Source organism: Fervidobacterium sp. (genome assembly GCF_059913585.1).
The window spans coordinates 1-17819 of record NZ_DBOLZL010000016.1 but is presented as its reverse complement, the minus strand read 5'-3'; the positions used below and the strand labels follow the sequence as shown (position 1 = coordinate 17819).

The following is a 17819-nucleotide window of genomic DNA, read 5'->3' as shown; positions in this document are numbered from 1 at the left end:
AATTTAGAAAATTAAACATAAAAAGGGGTGTATACAAGGCATGAAAAGACTCATCATCGGTGCTATCTTATTGCTTATGCTAACCACCATTTTTGCCTACACCGTTCGTGTAGGAGATACTATCGCTATCGAAGTTTTTGGTCAACCGCAGTTTAGTAGAACGGCTAAGGTAGCTTTTGACGGAACGATTCCTTATCCATACGCCGGAAACGTGAAAGTTGCCGGTCTCACTACAGACCAAATCAAATCGATAATCGAACAAACAGTGCGCAGGTTTATAAAAGACCCCGTTGTTACCGTTTACGTTATCGACTACGGACCTATGTATGTATACCTCCAAGGAGCTATCAACCGCACATTCGATATCTCCAGCTACAAGGAAGTCACACTAACCCAGCTATTCTCACTCTTAGGGCTATCTTTGTCGAATGAGATAGACTTTGAAAACATCCAACTTAGACGTTCAGGCAAAACGCAAACACTGGATATGCTTTCGTATTTTTACGATGGGACTATCACAAACGACCCAAAGCTCCAAGAAGGTGATGTAATTTACTTCCCTGCGTTGAAATATAGCCAAACAATCCAAGTCAGCGGTGCTTACACTTACCTTGGCAGATACGAACCTGGTATGACATTAAAAACATTGCTTTTACGCCTTGGAACGCTTGATAAAGAAAAAGCAGTTCTTGAAAGTTCATACCTCACAATTTTGGGAAAAACAATAGTTGTAAACCTTGAAGATATTATTAGTGGAAAAATCGATTACCCAATCTTATCTGGTTCATCACTATACATCCCAAAGCGCGAAGAACGATTTATCTACGTTGTTGGCTTTGTGCCTTCTCCTGGTCCAAAAACTTTCCTTTCCACAGAACCTCTAACCCTTGCATATGCACTTGCAAAATCTGGTGGCATCTCTCCAGATAACGAAAAGTGGATAGAAAAAATCACAATAACAACACCTGATGGGAAAACTCAAGAATACAAACCAGATATACTTAAATCATCTGAAAGTCTCTTGTTGCCCACGGGGGCTATTGTGAACGTTGTTAAGCATCCAGAGTTCAAGGTATACCTAACTGGAGATTTCTCAACCGGTGTAATTGTCTTTGAACCAAGTGAACCAAAGACACTCAAAACCTTGCTCACAAAAATAGGAGGCTTAAAGACAGACCAACTCAAGTGGATTGAGAGTATAAAGGTAAATGACAAGGCGGTAGACTTAGCACTGATAGATAGCTATACACTTAGTAACAACGACAGTGTCGAAATCAAGAAATACCCAGAATTCAAAGTCTACGTAACAGGCGATTACAAACCAGGCGTAGTATCATTCGAACCAGATGAACCAAGAACGCTCGAAGGATTGTTGACAAAACTTGGCGGAATACCAGTAAGCGAACAAAAATGGATAGAATCGATAACGATAAACGGACAACCAGCAGACATATCAAAAGCTGCAGGCTATACATTAAACAATGGAGATAAGGTAGAAATAAGAAGGTATGCGGAATTTTATGTTTACGTTCAAGGATATGCAAACACAAAAGGCAAGATTATATTTGAGCCACAAGAACCAAAGACTCTCAAAACACTAATAAACAAAATCGGACTCACATCACCAGATGTAGAAAACGAAGGAAGGGTAATTATAAACAACACAACAATTCTTTCTCTTAAAGACATCGTCTACTCTAATGTAGATGCTCCACTTTCACTTGGTGATACCGTGCTCATCGCTTACGAACCATTCATGGTTTACGTAACAGGCTCTGGCATGCCCGGTGTTGTCCAGTTGGCTTACTACGAGCCAAAAACTCTTAGCTATGTCTTCAAGAAGCTTGTTAGCACACCTGAAAACATCGAACAGGTTGCACTTGTTCGCGATGGCAAAGAAACAGTCTATTCACCGAACGACTTACTCTACGGATTAAAAGACTCAGTAATCGAAAAAAATGATACAATCGTCTTCAAACAAGCAGACGTCAACGCAGTCTATCTTATCGGCGATGTCTCTTCATATGTCTCGTTCGAACTTAACGAACCAATAACAATCCAAAGAATCCTTGCCAAAGTCGGTTTGAGTGACTTTAGACGAATCGAAAGCATAACCCTTGATGGAACAAATGTGAACTTCACAACCGATATCTCAATACCAAAAGGCTCAATACTCAAAGTTCAACTCAAAAAGCCAGTCTTTGTAACGGCGATGGGATATATCAAAAACACTGGTAGAGTAGAATTTGATTACTACGAAACACCTGATTTGAAAACCCTCTTTGCCAAACTCGGCGGACTCATAGTTGGTCCAGAGAATTACTATGCATCTGACAAAGTGCTCATAATACGTGAAGGGAAATTAGTAGGGCAGTTCGATGCGGAGAATATCTTCAAAGGCATAGAAAACGCAGAACTTAAAGATGGTGATTTCGTTTACGTAACCCAGAAAGACCCGAACCAAGTCTATGTCTTTGGCAAAGGCGTTCCAAACGGACTGTTCAAATTCACACAAGGTGAAGAATTCGACCTTAGAACGCTTATCGGCAAACTGGGCGGAATTAAAGAAGGCGTTAGCAGAAACCTAACAATCGTTAGTGGCGATAAAGTCGAAAGCATCAAATGGGATGAATATACAAACTTCAAACTTACGAGCAACAGTATCATTCTCTTCGATGTAGATAAAGAAAACTACGTCTACATCATCCGCCAAGACGGAAGACCAGATATGATATACACAGACAAACCAACAACCCTTTACGAAATACTCACAAAGGTAGGAATCGACAAAAATTACAGAAAAATCGAACTCACCCGTGGAACGGAAAAACAAACACTTGAACTCAAAGACCTTGCGCAAGCAAGAGGATACAATGTATATCCGGGTGACATAATCAGAGTAATGGATGTTCTTCAAAACTACGCTCTTGTGTTTGGTGAAGTTAACCAGCCTGGTATCATTAGTCTTACTGAAGGAACGACTGTGTTGCAAGCGGTACTCCAAGCAGGTTCATTTACTCAAAAAGCGGCACCATCGAGCGTGTGGCTTTACAAAGGCGGAGTTGAAGGCAACCCAATACGTGTGGACCTATCAGCTGCGGTTTCTGGAGGAGTAATCAAGTATAACCCTGTTGTCGAGACTGGGGATATCATATTTGTACCATCTGATCCTTGGAGAAGCGCTCTTGATTGGTTGCCTGTTATTACGAGCTTGTTAGGATTCTACACATATACAACTAATTTGTTCGGCGGTAGCAAGTAATGAAAGAAACATGCGATTTGTAAACGGACAAAGGAGGAAAGCTAATATGGAAGCGAGAGAACTGCAACAAGATGTCATTAGTGATGAAATAACTCTCAGTGACATAATCCAAATACTCAAAAGACGAAAATGGCTTTTAATCACAACATTTGCTATCACTGTTGCACTAACTCTTATCTACTTGTTTTTCATCGCAACACCTACATACGAAATAACGGCAACGATAAAAATTCCAAAAACTTCATCAGGAATGAGCCTTTCTGGTGCGGCAGCACTCGTACTGGGAGGTTCTACAACCTCTCCAGCTGTTGATGAACAGATAGAGATAATGAAAAGTAGAAAAGTTCTTGGTAACGTTGTGGAAGAACTAAACTTACTTGATTACTTCAAAAGCAAGGCAAAAAATCCCGAAAAAGTTGAATTAACCGAAAACCAAGTTATCAATATGCTCTACAAAGACATAGTAACCGCAACATCTAAAAAGAACACATCACTTATCAGCCTTACAGTCGCCCTTGACGACAAAGAACTTGCTTACAAAATCGCACAATCCGTTATAAAAAACTACATCGAAGTTGCCAAAGAGCTCAACAAAGATGAAAATTCGTATCTGTATGATTTTGTTAAGCAGCAATTACCAATTGCGGAGAAAGAATTGATGGAAATTGAAACAAAAATTCGTGATTTTCAAAAAACAAAATCAATTTCACCATCAGCTGAGATTGACTATCTAGTTAAAAGTTACAACGAAATAAATGGCAGAATAACTCAGTCAACACTTGACATTCAAACAATTGATGTTCAGATACAATTGCTTAATGCAAGGATATCAGAAGTAAAAGGTATGGCAAAAAAAGAAGACTATCAAGTCAATAGCGCGAAATTATCTATGCTTCGAAACAAGCTTATAGAGCTCGAAGTGCAAAAAAATTCGTTGTTGTTAAAGTATACTGAGGAGTCCGAACCAATAAAGGAGATTAATACACAAATCGCTACTATAAAGGGAATGATAGAAGAAGAGATTTCAAAAATTCTCTCAACAAAAATAGAAACTCAGGATCCCATATTATCTGAACTCCATTCATCGCTTAGTCGCCTCATGACGCAAAAAGAGGCGTTAAATGCGTCTTTAAAAGGTTTACAAAAGGTCAAGGAAGAACTTGACGATAAACTAAAAAAGCTTCCTGATATCCAGCGTGAGTATGTTACTCTACAAAGAGAATATGGTATCAAGCAGCAGATTTACACTGCTCTTAAAGCAAAAGAAGAAGAGCTACGCCTTTCAACTGCTGGAATGAACTTCAACGTCCCTGTTGTCATCGATGAACCATACATTCCAGAAAAACCAGCAAAGCCAAACAAAAAACTCACACTTGCGATTGGTGGTGTTCTCGGTATCTTTCTTGGCATACTTGCTGCCTTCCTGCGAGAAGCAAGTGATTCGAGAATACTCGACGAAAATCAGCTTATCACACTAACAGGCCAAATGCCTGTAATCTTTGACCTACCAATCGAAAGTGAGAAAAACACAGATGCATTTAAAAATACCCTTGTGCACATATATGGAGAAAGCAATGAAAACACCAACAAAATAGTCCACATCACATCCGCAGGAAATGTGGATGAAAAACACAAAATAGCTCTGGAAATAGGAAAGCTCTCATCTGCTTTAGGAAAACGCACATTGGTTATAGACCTCGAAGGTCATATAACCAAGCTTATCGGAAACGAAAACATACCAAACATCTCAAGCTTTATTGCTGATAAAGAATTAAAAACTTACAAAGAGAACCTCTCAATTATTAGCAAAAACGAAGAAGACAGTCCATACATCACATTAAACGAAAAGATAAAAGAAAAATTAAACGCACTTAAAGAAAAAATTGATACAGTAATTATAATAACAAAGCACGTAACTTCCGCTGAAGCACGGTATGTATCAAGCATGTCGGATAAAAACCTGCTAATAACCAAAAAAGGAATTTCAACAAAAGCGGAAGTATTGAGTGGCTTATTGCAAAAAACACACAGTGCGTCTTTGTGAAAAAATAGTAACTGAGAAGAAACACTAAAGAAAAATAAAGAAAATTCTTGTATGGTAAAATATTAAACGAATTTGACATTGCAAAGGTCTAAATTTATGGAATCGATTAATTTACTATGAAACTGGGGGGGTGACCTTCTTTGGGCTCAAAGCTGATAACAAACTATCTTCTTTTACTACTCGGTGGTGTATTACTTTCACAAAACGTGTACTTTTCTTTGATTTATCCAATCGTTATCCTCAGTGCGCTCTATGCATTTAGATTTTACGAATACTCAGACGATATAAACGAATCACTGACACGTGGGACGATAGGCACAATCATTGGAGCATTATTCTTATTTGCAATTTGCAAAATCTTTGATATACCTTTTTTCACTATCCAACTTGCATGGCTATTGATACTATTTACCCCCGTGCTATCGCTTTTAAATTTACTAACAGAAAAAATTAAAGCTAAAACGATAAAACCAGTACGCTACCTTGTTGTAGGACGAAAAGATGAAATTGGCAACATACTCAAAGAAATCGAGGAAAAATCCAAAGGAAGATACCGATTCGTTGACTACATCAACCCATCACCTGTGGTATTCAAAGAAAAAGTAAAGCAATTTGACAACATCCTCATCGCAGACCCAACGCTGGAGGGAAATATACAAGAAGAACTTGAACAGATAAAACAAACCCACAAAGTTGAGTATTTGCCAAACTTAGCAGAAAAAGTACTCAAAAGAATAGCGTTAGAAGTAATGCAAAAATTCGAAGAATACTACAAAGTCTACTTTGACAACATCCAAGAATCCCCAGCAAAAAGAATAATGGATATATTCTTTTCAATAATTGGGCTGGTTGTGTATTCGCCAGTAATATTGATTTCGGCGGTTTGGATTTTGATAGAAGATGGTCCGCCAGTTTTGTTCAGACAACCGAGAGTAGGTAAGAACGAAAAGATATTCGAAATGCTCAAACTACGTTCGCTAAGAGATGCGCAGATAGATCCAACAAACCCAAACAAAGATATTGAACAAAGAGTTCTTAAGATAGGCAGGTTCATAAGAAAGACAAGGATAGATGAATCCATACAATTTTGGCTTATTCTCAAAGGGAAAATGAGCCTTGTTGGTCCAAGACCAGAGATGATTGAATACCACGAAATGATGAAACCACACATACCGTATTATACCTATCGTCTCTTGGTAAAACCAGGCCTCACCGGTTGGGCACAGATTAATTACAAGCATTCTTCAACGTTGGAGGAATATAAGATAAAGACGGAGTATGATTTGTATTATGTGAAGAATAGGACGATATTTATGGACATTAAGATACTATTGCTTACATTTGAAACCTTGATATTCCGAAAAGGTGCAAAATAGGCAAGCAACGTTCTATATAGTAGTGAGATAATTCTCGTTGGCGACAGAATTACCAACGTGCAAGGATATTTGGTAAAATAGCACCCAAACGGTGTTGTTTTGAAAGCGGAGCTTTCTTTGCATAGAAATCCCTTGCTGGTTTTATTCTTGTTCCATTCATTATTTCCTTTATTTCGTAAACTAAGCAAATTTACTGACCAAAGAGTCCATAATTCAAACTTTCGAAAATTCGCTATGCTACAAACAAGCTGTCCAAGATGTTATTAGAACAGTACGGAAGTAAACTAAATGGAGAAAGGAGTAAATAAATTCTTACAGTGGAATAAGACGAGGGAGGAAAGTAGTTTTGCAGAATATGAGAAAAAAGATAGCAGTCATAGGAAGTGACGCTAAAATGCTTGTTAATTTCCGAGGAATTTTAATAAAAGAATTCGTTAATTGCGGATTCGAGGTTTTCGCACTTGCATCGAATTTTGATGCTTCAACGAGCAAGAGAATCACAGAACTCGGTGCTTACCCAGTTGATTACAACCTATCGAGAGCGAGTTTAAATCCAATTCATGATATAGCCGTTTTTTTAAGGCTAACGCAGTTACTAAGGAAAATCAAACCAGATATTGTTTTCTCCTATACAATTAAACCAGTTATCTATGGGACATTGGCAGCATCAATACTTAGGATTCCTAAACGTTATGCTTTGATAACTGGGCTTGGTTACGCTTTCAATGAATCACAAGGGAACGACCAACTTAAAAGAAAGATAGCACGAGTTTTTGCAACATTTTTGTATCGTTTAGCGCTTAGAAGAGCAACAAAGGTTTTCTTTCAGAATAAGGACGACCTTTCAGAATTCGTCAACGCTGGGATTGTCAAAAGCGATAAGGCTGTACTTGTTGGTGCAACGGGTGTTGACCTAGAACATTTTAGTGTATCTTTACCGCCCTTGCAACCTGTGACATTTATCCTTGTGGCAAGGTTATTGAAGGAAAAGGGCGTGCCCGAATTTGTAGAAGCAGCGAGGCTCCTCAAAAGTAAATACCGTGACGTTCGGTTTCTCCTTGTTGGTGGTCTAGATCCAAATCCGGATTCAATTTCCAAGGAAGAAGTTGAGGGATGGGTTAAAGGCGGGATAATCGAGTGGGTTGGTCAAGTAAATGATGTTAGACCATATATATCCCAAGCTAGCGTTTTTGTCTTACCATCTTATTATCGCGAAGGAATACCACGAAGTACACAGGAAGCAATGGCAATGGCAAGGCCAGTAATAACTACGGATGCTCCAGGATGTAGAGAAACTGCTATTGATGGCATCAACGGTTTTCTAGTTCCTCCAAGGAACGTGGAGGCATTAGTTTCGGCAATGGAGAAATTCATACTTCAACCTGAACTTATAGTCAAAATGGGAACTGAAAGTAGAAAGATTGCTGAGGAACGTTTTGACGTGCACAAGATAAATAAAAAGCTCTTAGAAGAAATGGGGTTGTAACTGTTACTTCACACACGCAAGTTTTATAAGAATTAAGTTGAATGAGCCTAATTATAGAAGGAGGAGTACTCAAAGAATGGTACTAATAACAGGCGTTGCAGGGTTTATTGGCTTTCATCTTGCTAAAAAGTTACTTGATGAATCTTACCAAGTTGTTGGAATCGACAATATAAATGATTACTATGATCCTAACCTAAAGCTTTCGCGATTAAGTATTTTGGAAAAGTATTCTAACTTCGTGTTTCACAAGGTAGATTTAAAGGATAAGTCAGAAATAGACCGAATTTTCGGTATTTATAAACCTGAGTATGTTATCAATCTTGCGGCTCAAGCAGGTGTAAGGTATTCTCTTCAAAATCCCTATGCCTATGTTGATTCGAATTTGGTTGGTTTTGTAAACATACTTGAAGCTTGCAAGAACAGCTCGGTTAAGCATTTAATCTATGCCTCTTCGAGTTCTGTTTATGGTGGTAACAAGAAGGTGCCTTTCTCCGCGAAAGACAACGTTGACCATCCTGTTAGCCTTTATGCTGCGACCAAAAAATCAAATGAACTTCTGGCGCATGTCTATAGTCACATATATGGAATACCAATAACTGGCTTGCGATTCTTCACAGTGTATGGTCCATGGGGACGACCCGATATGGCTTACTTCGCTTTTACTAAGAACATAATTGAGGGCAAACCAATAAAGCTATTTAATTATGGTAAGATGGAAAGAGACTTTACCTATATAGACGATGTTGTCGAAGCTGTTTACAAGCTCCTTGACCTAATTCCAAAGCCGAACCCGGAATGGAACGAGTATACCTGCGACATAAGTTCGAGTTTTGCACCGTATAAGATTTACAATATAGGTAACAGCAATCCTGTGAGTCTCGAGCGATTTGTTGAAATTCTTGAAGAAAAAATAGGGAAGAAGGCTATAAAAGAATACGTTGAGATGCAGGCCGGGGATGTCTTAAGGACATACGCTGATGTCTCTGACCTAGAAAGGGATATAGATTTTCGTCCAAATACTCCATTAGAAGAAGGCTTAGAAAAATTTGTGAAGTGGTATAAAGAATACTACAATGTCAAAAATGATTAAAACATCCAGGAGGTCAGGTTAAAATGAAAATAGGAGTAGCTGGTTTAGGATATGTGGGACTATCTGTAGCTGTTTTGTTGGCGCAACACAACGAGGTTGTTGGTTATGATGTTTCGAATGGAAAGATTGAGCTAATCAACCAAAGAATTTCACCTATTAATGATAAAGAAATTGAGGAGTATCTTAAGACAAAACAACTAAATCTTAGAGCAACCAGGGACGCATATGAGGCCTTTAGTGGAGCCAGCTATATTGTAGTTGCCACTCCTACGGATTACGATCCGGAAAAAGATTACTTTGACACAAGCTCTGTGGAAGAAGTTGTGGAAATTGCGCTAAAGATAAATCCTGATGCGTTGATAATAATAAAGTCAACGGTGCCTATCGGATTTACGGAAAATTTGAGGAAAAGGTATCAAACAAATAATATCATATTCTCACCAGAGTTCTTACGTGAAGGGAAAGCTCTGTACGATAATCTATACCCAGCTAGGATAATAATAGGAGAAAGGTCTAAAAGGGCGGAAGAGTTTGCTAATTTACTCATTCAAGGAGCTATAAAGAAGAATATCCCAGTGGTCTATACGAGCTCTACAGAAGCGGAGGCAATAAAACTCTTTGCTAATGCATATCTTGCAATGAGAATAGCATTTTTCAACGAACTCGATACCTTTGCTGAGGTTAACGGACTTAATACAAGGGAAATAATAGAAGGTGTTTGCCTTGATCCAAGAATTGGTAACTTTTACAACAATCCTTCTTTTGGATACGGTGGGTATTGTCTTCCCAAGGACACAAAACAACTACTCTCGCACTTCAAAACAATACCGAATGCTATCATCAAGGCTATAGTAGAATCTAATGAACTTAGGAAGAAACACATAGCAAAGATGGTTATGAAGAACAATCCGAGGGTTGTGGGAATTTACAGATTAACCGCAAAAGCTGGGACTGACAATTTTAGACAGGCTGCAATAATTGATATAATTAATGCACTTAAAAACAACGATGTAGAAATACTGATATACGAACCTTTAGTAAAAGATGACCAGTTTATGGGTCTAAAGGTTGTTAAGAAACTGGAGGAGTTTAAACAAGCGTGTGATTTAATTATCGCAAATAGATTAACTACTGAAGTCGAAGAAGTTCGGAATAAGGTTTATACTCGGGATTTATTTGGGAAAGATTAGAAGGCCAGGGAAGGTTCTATATCAAGTTATACTCCTTAACCATCGAGTGCTAGTGTTTTGGCAAAGAAGTCCGTACTGATTATTTTCACATATACCAGGTAAAAAAGAAAGTTATACAATTATCCGACCTTGAGACCCTATAGCGATTGAAATAATAGAAAAATTGATAGATGGTAGCGCATTAGACGCCCGTAGAACATGGAAATTGGTAATCGAAATTTTAGACATACTTTTAGAGGTCATCACTAAAAGTAAGAAAATAGTTCTAATATTTTTGCTCCATTTAGTTTAACAATAGAGCTAAACAAAGATTTCAAGTGCTAAACTTTCAAACCGGACAAAACCGTATTACAAAGACTTTATCAGGTGGTGAAAGAGTGAAAGCAAGGTACATCATTCGCTTAGATGATGCCAATCCGTACATGAAAAGAGAAAATTGGGACGAAATTGAGAATTTGCTTGATAAGTACCAAGTCAAGCCTATTGTTGCTGTAATACCAAACAATAAAGATAAAACTGTAATGTTTGAAGAGTTTGAAAATGATTTTTGGAATAGAATAAAAAGATATGTGGCCAAGGGTTGGAAAATAGGTTTGCATGGTCATGAACACGTAATGCACAAATCATCTAATTCTGTTATTCCTATTAACGACTACTCAGAATTTTCAGGGTTGCCGTATGACGTTCAGTATAGTAAACTTAAGGAAGCTAAACGTATTTTTGAAGAAAACGGTATCTACACAGATTTGTGGATTGCTCCGGCACATGGCTTTGATTACAACACACTACGAGCGCTTCAAGAGCTTGGAATCAATTACATCTCGGATGGTTTCGCTTTTTATCCATTTTTCGAACATGGCTTTATTTGGATTCCGCAGCAGCTTTGGAGATACCGCTGGATGCCTTTCGGGGTTTGGACAATATGTCTGCATCCAAACGTAATGACAGAGGAAGAATTAAGAAAATTTTCGCTCTTCCTGGAAAAACACCATTCTAAGATAATAGACTTCGAAACCGTTACTAAAATGAGGATAAAAAGGAGAAACCTGCTTGGTAAGATAATTGAAAAGGCATATCTTGGACTTGTGAAAGCAAGGAAAAGCTTAAGGGCACGCAAAACTTGATGAAGTCGACATATGAGCAAATTCTAAGGCAAAGCATCTAAGAAAATTCATTTGTTACCAGAAGTAAGATAGTACGTAAGTCAGCTGATTTCAATTTTCTTCATTTTTAGAAGGCTTGTCCTCTTTTCACTGGGGGTGCGGTCAACCTTTAGGAAGAGATGATACCAATATTCAAATGATGAATAGTGCATTAGAAAGTTTTTAGAAGGACTTGAAAGATTCTTTAGGTTTAGAAACTGGCTTTGATAAAACTTTAGCCATGAGCAAGAGGTGAACTACAGATGGTCAATGTTGTGTACAGAAAAAATGGAGTAAGAATAAATTCAGTATGGTTCTGCGACGACATAGATAACGTGATACGTGAAAGCAGGGCAGACATACTGTTCTTACACGGTGTTGATTTGCATGCTGATAAGTTACAGACATTGAACAAACTTCAAGGCTCATTGATGGTAGTCGAGCAATATTCACTGAAAACCGACTTGAAGACCCCGATGGAAGAAATCTTCAGCCATTTCAGAAAAAACTATAGATATGAGATAAACAGGGCAAAAAAAGAAAATTTAGAATGTGTTGTATACAATTCGAAAGATTTGAAAGATAAACCTTACCTGGTATCGCAATTTGAAACAGAGTTTAACGAATTTATTAGACGTAAGCAAGTACGACTTTCATTTAACAGGTCGGCTCTTTGGAGTTATATCAGGAACGGGAACATTATACTGACAAAGGTATTTAAAGATTCCTTAAACCTTGCACAGCATATTTACGTTTGTGACGAGAAAAGAGCAAGACTACTCTATTCGGTTAGTAATTTCAGGTCGGGGGTTGCTGATGCAGACTTAGTAGGCAGGGCAAATAAGCTACTGCACTACTTTGACATAGAACATTTCATTGCATTGGGATTGGAAATGTTAGACTGGGGAGGAATTAGTAGTATAGATAAACCTAACGGCATTGATAATTTTAAAATGGGATTTGGTGGAGAACCAATCACTTACTATAATGTTATTATAGGAAAAACTGTTGTAGGGATGGTCGCCATCCAGTTAGCTAAATTAAAATCCGGATTGATTCGCCTGCTGGCTAAGATTAGATAATGCGATCTGTTATTCATAGAACGGCGAGTAGATGGACGAGTTTTAGGACTTGAGAAGACACTATATGCCTATGAAATTTTATACATTGAAGGAAATCAGCGACACTAAACGTTCCGGTGATTATCCCCAGGCTCATGGGTTAAGCTCATAGATAATAAGCTGTTTCTGTGGTTCAAGAAAAGATCAAAAACGCAGAGAAAGCTGAGTGTGAAAAGGTCTAAAAGCAATGCGGTGCGCTTCGGTTTCCTGGGTTTTAGTTTTTCTAAGCAAAACAAGAGGAGATTTGTTAACAAGAACAGGACTGGGCAGAATAAGAATGAACTCGTTGAGACAGCAACGAAAGAAGGTTATGTGATAACAAACAGTAGATTCCTCAATGATAAGAGCGGAGTCTTCGTAAAAGGCAGAAAATTGTTCAAAAGGTAAATCTGTCTTTGCTGCTCGTCATACTGAGGTGATGGGGGAACTGCTTTTGAGTATAAGGAACCTCCCCTTAGTTACATGTGAAGAACGCCAGAACAAAAACTCCAGATTGACAATGGTTGAGAACTCAACCAAACCATCGTTGTTGAAGACAGACAACATAGTTAAAAATAGCTTACAAGCCAATGGAAAACAAGTTGTCCAGCTTCGTCTATTTTTTAAATGAAATATTTATAGGATAATTTTAGGTAATGTTAACTTGTGTTGATGGAAGTAGCAAATCGCGAAATGACTTTATTGATATTTCCACTGTTATTTTTCCAAAGCTCTGTAACTATGCTGAAGCTGTTACTTTCGCCAACTTCTTGAGACCTTGCTTAAGCTGAAAGAAGTGTTTAATTAATGAGAGTTTAGATTCCCATATGTTTTTACCAAGCAATGTTAGTGATTGATGTTCTTGAACAATAGTTGTATATTTTCATATGCACCAAGACCGTTGGTAATGAGTTCAATACTTTGTCTTTTGAATTACCAGAGAACTTCTGAAGCAAAAACTTGACTCAAATCACGACAGTAATGCGGAGAAGACAGGGAAGCGAAAGTATTTAAAATAGTCAGCAAAAATAGTTAGAGGTTCAGGTAGATTGAAAGGAACTTACCTTTGGTAGAACATGTTCTACAAAAAACAAAAGAGAGTCGGACTTTGCGGATTTTTATTCGCCGGAGGTGTTACATTGAACAAGGAGAAAGGAATACGTGTCGAGCTTTTTATCGTTGTCTTTTATTTAACAGCTAATGCCATTCAGCTGACTATCGCAATGACTACGAGATTACTGCTAGGCGATTTTTTCCCAAGAAGGACGCAATTAAGCGATGGCCAGCTCCTCTGCCTCTTTTTGATCTTCAGCATAACGTATCTCGTTTTCTACAGATTTTACCGTGGCTTGGAGCGTGTGACCTTTGTACACTCATATGTCAGGGTTACTCAAGGGTTTCTTTCGTTCCTAGGTTACTTGGTTCTTACTCTAATTTTGGCAAACATGATTCTTTTATTATCCGGATTAAAAGGAAAAGGGGGTCAATATATTCCTTCTTCTTTTAGCTTCTTGCTTTCATTAATGCCCATTGAAATTTTGTTCATTGCTTACTACATACTTAGTAAGGACAGCGAAAAGATATATTGGCAGAGAACATTGAATTTGCTGCTTTACATTTTGGTTAAGTTCCTTGAGGGATTTACAGGTGTACTACTTTCGCTTTTTTTACTTGAATTATACTTAAGAAAGAAAAGATTAACCGCTATAGCTTGGTTTTTACTGATAGCACTCTTTCTTGTTGGTATTATGTTGTACTCCTATTTACTACCACTTAAACATGCCATTAGGAAAGCCGAAGACCTTAGGAGTGTAAAACCGGTTTCCTTAGATGTTGCAGCAAGTGCTTTTGTTGGGAGACTCTCTATGTTTGGAAATATGGTTGTTCTAATTGAGGATTTGCCATACATTGTAGAAAGTGCAAATGAGGATTATCCAAAGAATTTCATCATCCTAAAATTTTTGCGGACCCTGGTACCTTCATTTATGGCAAGAAAAGTGTTTCCTGAGAATATATTTGCTTTTGGTACCCTAGGAGTCTTGATGTGGAAGTATAGTGTTGGAATTCGCTTCTTGCCAGCAGAAAACGGTGTGATAGAACGTGCTGCATTTGGTGTTCCTTTTCTTGGAGTCATTTGTGTGCTGGCTCAAAGAAGTCTTCTTGAAGCATTGCTTTTCCCAATGTTTACTCTTCTAGTTCTATTCTACATAAAAGCCTTGACAGAGCTATTCCGCAATAAAGAGTTAAATTTTCTCATTTTTTCACACCTTTTGTACTTTGTGCACGAGCTTGGAGAAACCCTGGCATTTACACCACTGTTTGTAGGAACAACGAGCCTTGTTGTCATTGCTTTAATTTACAACGCTCTGTGTAGGACTAAAAGTGGTTATATAGAGACTCGTTCCAAATATCTCCGGTAAATGTATTACATTTTAAAACAGTTAAATGCGCAAACCTTGTGCGAGACGGTATAATACTTTGGCAAAAACGTTTGTTTGAGAATTACATAGAAGATTGCCTCTTCGGGGTTGGAATAATTGTCTAGAACATACACTTCATCGTCCTAGCTCTTTTCAGGAAGCGTTGGTACGTACGAAACTTGATTTTGTCGGGATTGAAAACCAAAAGTTGTGCTTGTGAAGATATAGCTCTCGCCTTGAAGTTTTAGATAGATAGAGTGTCAATCACGCTTAATGGGCTGGTTGCAAGTGCTTTTTAGCTCGGCCACCGCATATTATTGAAGAATCGGTTGGACGCCCTTGGTTAAACGAACGGAAGAAATCTGTGATATTAAGTGTCGGAACGCTTATAAAGGAAAAGACTCTATTATATTATACGAGCTCTTGCAATAGTTCGTAAGGATAGGAAAGCAAAGATGGCAATACTTGCTGAAGGAAATGAAAGAGGGGGACTCGAAAAACTCATTAGAAGCCTGAATCTTGAAGATGACGTTGACATGCCAGGGTTTGTCGAAAATCCGTACAAGTACATACGAAATGCGTCGGTATTTGTTTTGTCCTCTATTTTCGAAGAACTTGCGAACGTGGTAGCTGAAGCCTTAGCATGTGGCGTTCCTATTGTTGCGACGGATTGTCCAAGCGGTCAAAGCGAGATTTTAGAGGATGGAAAGTACGGATTTCTTGTTCGTCAAAGAGATTACAAGACCATGGCGGAAAAGATAATAAGGATCATTGATGGACATAGATTTTACGTTCCTAAGGAAGCAATCGACAGGTTTCGGATAGAATTCGTTGTCAAAGAATATCTCCAGCTTTTAATGTAGCGATGTAACAATCTTTCAGAGAGAGGATTTTCAATGAATGTTGACAAATATTTGAAAACTTACATTTCTTTTTCAGTAGGTACTTGGTTTCGGTTTTTGTTCGTTTAATATCTATTCCAATAATTTCACGCTTAATATCAACAAGCGAATTTTGTAGTGTTTCGATTTTTGCCGTCTTTATCTCAGCTCTTGCTGCATTGACCACACTCAAACTTAATAGCGGTTATCTTAAGACGCTGAAAATAGTGAAAAACAAATCGGCTGGCTTGGTTGGCAGTTGTTCTCATAAACAGAATGAACTTTAGCTATAATATGGCTGTGAGGTGGTATTGATTGAAAGTTCTGCACGTTATCAATAGCCTTCAGGCTGGTGGAGCAGAAAAATTAATAGAACAGCTCGTTCCAGAGATCAACAGATTTGAAGATATCAGAGCTGATGTCCTGATTTTAAGCAACCAAAATAATGCATTTGAGAGAGCACTTGTAGAGAAAGGAGTAAACATCAAAACTTTACCAGCAAAGGACATATACAATCCGAAGAATATTCATTACTTAAAAAAGGCAATACTTGAACACGAGTACGACATAGTTCATGCACACCTTTTTCCTGCATTTTATTGGGTTTCTATTGCTGCCAGAATGGTTAAGGGAAAGAAACCGAAACTTGTTCTGACTGAGCACAGTACCTCAAACAGAAGAAGGAAAAAAAAATACCTAAGGACTTTAGAAAGGTTTATATACTTATCTTATGATAAGATAATCTCAGCAAGTCTACCAATTCAGGAAAGACTGATTGAATGGATCCGTCCAAAGCAGGAAGAGATCGATAAATTCATAGTGATTCAGAACGGAATCGATGTAGAAAAATTCATGACAGCGGAACCGTACTGTAAACAAGATTTAGTTGGCAGACTAACAGAAGAAAGCAAGCTTATATGCATGGTAGGAAGGTTCACAGAAGCTAAGGACCAGGCAACCTTGATAAAAGCCATGAAAAGACTTCCTAACAACGTACATTTGTTACTCATAGGTGATGGTCCTCTAAAACGAATCAATCAGCAGCTTGCTGCTAATCTTCAACTTGAAGAAAGGGTGCACTTTCTAGGATTTAGAGATGATATTCCAAGAATAATTAAAACAGTGGATGTAGTGGTCCTTTCCTCAAATTGGGAAGGACTTCCTTTATCCCTGTTAGAAGGTATGGCAGCTGGTAAACCTGTTGTTGGGAGTAATGTTCCAGGTATAAGAGAGCTAATACAAGGAACTGGATCGATTTTCGAAAAGGGAGATGACAAAGACCTTGCTAACAAAATAAAAATGTTGTTAGAAAACGAGGAGCTATACAGGAATATTCAGCAAAAGTGTATGCAAACAGTGATGGAATATAGTATAAAGAAAACTGCCAAGAGGTATGTTGAAATTTACAGAAATTTGCTCAATCATTAATAAATAATTGTTACATTTAGGTATTTCTGTTCAGCTTTTAGTTCCTGTAATTCAACGTGGGGTAGTCTTTAACGGGATCAATATTTGCAAAGGGTAACTATAAAAATGAAAGTGGGGTCAAAGACTTCAACAGCAATGTATGGATGATTATAAAACGTTCAAATGCACGCTACCCGGAATTTTAGAAAAAAACAGCGTTAACTCGTAGTGATGAAAGCAACTAATTGAGAAATGATGGCGTTAATATCGCTATTGTTGGTTTTCCAAAGATTCTTCACTACACAAAAACCATGAATATATAAATCAAGATTTTTCAACTTCTTCAGACCTCGCTTAAGTCGGAAAAAGTCTTTCAGTAGTGAGAATTTGGATTCACACATGTTTTTACCAAGCGATACTA

Annotated in this window: 13 protein-coding genes and 1 pseudogene; 13 read left to right on the top strand and 1 reads right to left on the bottom strand. The window is 37.9% G+C overall.

Annotation, left to right across the window (positions count from 1 at the left end; genetic code table 11):
- The first annotated feature begins 40 nt into the window (after window positions 1–40).
- The 13 genes and pseudogenes from AC3M61_RS06340 to AC3M61_RS06280 all read left to right on the top strand — a co-directional run bounded on the left by AC3M61_RS06340 (window position 41) and on the right by AC3M61_RS06280 (window position 17419).
- Entirely contained in the window at window positions 41–3262 is a 3222-nt protein-coding gene (locus tag AC3M61_RS06340; RefSeq protein ID WP_500780044.1) for a polysaccharide biosynthesis/export family protein, read from the top strand.
- 46 nt (window positions 3263–3308) lie between these two features.
- Window positions 3309–5306, top strand: a complete 1998-nt coding sequence (locus AC3M61_RS06335; RefSeq protein WP_500780043.1) for an exopolysaccharide transport family protein — start codon at window positions 3309–3311, stop codon at window positions 5304–5306.
- Window positions 5307–5446: 140 nt separating this feature from the next.
- Window positions 5447–6682 carry a sugar transferase gene (locus AC3M61_RS06330; RefSeq protein WP_500780042.1) on the top strand — a complete coding sequence of 412 codons (1236 nt, stop codon included), beginning with the start codon at window positions 5447–5449 and terminating at the stop codon, window positions 6680–6682.
- A gap of 355 nt (window positions 6683–7037) precedes the next feature.
- A complete protein-coding gene (locus tag AC3M61_RS06325) occupies window positions 7038–8168 on the top strand; it encodes a glycosyltransferase family 4 protein (RefSeq protein WP_500780077.1) in 1131 nt (376 codons plus the stop codon).
- Between the two features lie 76 nt (window positions 8169–8244).
- Window positions 8245–9258 carry an NAD-dependent epimerase gene (locus AC3M61_RS06320; protein WP_500780041.1) on the top strand — a complete coding sequence of 338 codons (1014 nt, stop codon included), beginning with the start codon at window positions 8245–8247 and terminating at the stop codon, window positions 9256–9258.
- A gap of 23 nt (window positions 9259–9281) precedes the next feature.
- On the top strand, window positions 9282–10448 hold the full coding sequence (locus AC3M61_RS06315) for a nucleotide sugar dehydrogenase (protein ID WP_500780040.1): 1167 nt from the start codon (window positions 9282–9284) through the stop codon (window positions 10446–10448).
- Between the two features lie 377 nt (window positions 10449–10825).
- Window positions 10826–11572, top strand: coding sequence for a DUF2334 domain-containing protein (locus tag AC3M61_RS06310; protein ID WP_500780039.1), 747 nt, complete (start codon window positions 10826–10828; stop codon window positions 11570–11572).
- A gap of 281 nt (window positions 11573–11853) precedes the next feature.
- Window positions 11854–12672: a GNAT family N-acetyltransferase gene (locus AC3M61_RS06305; protein WP_500780038.1), complete on the top strand. Its 819-nt coding sequence runs from the start codon at window positions 11854–11856 to the stop codon at window positions 12670–12672.
- Between the two features lie 207 nt (window positions 12673–12879).
- Window positions 12880–13098 (top strand): hypothetical protein, encoded by a 219-nt coding sequence (locus AC3M61_RS06300; RefSeq protein ID WP_500780037.1) that lies wholly within the window; start codon window positions 12880–12882, stop codon window positions 13096–13098.
- Window positions 13099–13144: 46 nt separating this feature from the next.
- Window positions 13145–13321 carry a hypothetical protein gene (locus AC3M61_RS06295; protein ID WP_500780036.1) on the top strand — a complete coding sequence of 59 codons (177 nt, stop codon included), beginning with the start codon at window positions 13145–13147 and terminating at the stop codon, window positions 13319–13321.
- A 508-nt stretch (window positions 13322–13829) separates the two neighbouring features.
- The gene (gene wzy, locus AC3M61_RS06290) at window positions 13830–15110 is read left to right on the top strand and encodes an oligosaccharide repeat unit polymerase (RefSeq protein ID WP_500780035.1); all 1281 of its coding nucleotides are present in this window, start codon (window positions 13830–13832) and stop codon (window positions 15108–15110) included.
- A 407-nt stretch (window positions 15111–15517) separates the two neighbouring features.
- A pseudogene (locus AC3M61_RS06285) lies at window positions 15518–15973 on the top strand (glycosyltransferase); the annotation flags it as partial.
- Between the two features lie 333 nt (window positions 15974–16306).
- Window positions 16307–17419: a glycosyltransferase gene (locus tag AC3M61_RS06280; protein ID WP_500780034.1), complete on the top strand. Its 1113-nt coding sequence runs from the start codon at window positions 16307–16309 to the stop codon at window positions 17417–17419.
- A 197-nt stretch (window positions 17420–17616) separates the two neighbouring features.
- On the opposite strand, the gene AC3M61_RS06275 is transcribed toward AC3M61_RS06280, so the two are convergent.
- Window positions 17617–17819: DDE-type integrase/transposase/recombinase (locus AC3M61_RS06275; protein ID WP_500780033.1), on the bottom strand; the 203-nt coding region annotated here is incomplete at its 5' end.

Excerpts from the sequence above, each read along its gene's own strand:
- AC3M61_RS06340 (WP_500780044.1), top strand. The coding sequence starts at position 41 with ATGAAAAGACTCATCATCGGTGCTATCTTATTGCTTATGCTAACCACC.
- AC3M61_RS06335 (WP_500780043.1), top strand. The coding sequence starts at position 3,309 with ATGGAAGCGAGAGAACTGCAACAAGATGTCATTAGTGATGAAATAACT.
- AC3M61_RS06325 (WP_500780077.1), top strand. The coding sequence starts at position 7,038 with ATGAGAAAAAAGATAGCAGTCATAGGAAGTGACGCTAAAATGCTTGTT.
- AC3M61_RS06320 (WP_500780041.1), top strand. The coding sequence starts at position 8,245 with ATGGTACTAATAACAGGCGTTGCAGGGTTTATTGGCTTTCATCTTGCT.
- AC3M61_RS06315 (WP_500780040.1), top strand. The coding sequence starts at position 9,282 with ATGAAAATAGGAGTAGCTGGTTTAGGATATGTGGGACTATCTGTAGCT.
- AC3M61_RS06305 (WP_500780038.1), top strand. The coding sequence starts at position 11,854 with ATGGTCAATGTTGTGTACAGAAAAAATGGAGTAAGAATAAATTCAGTA.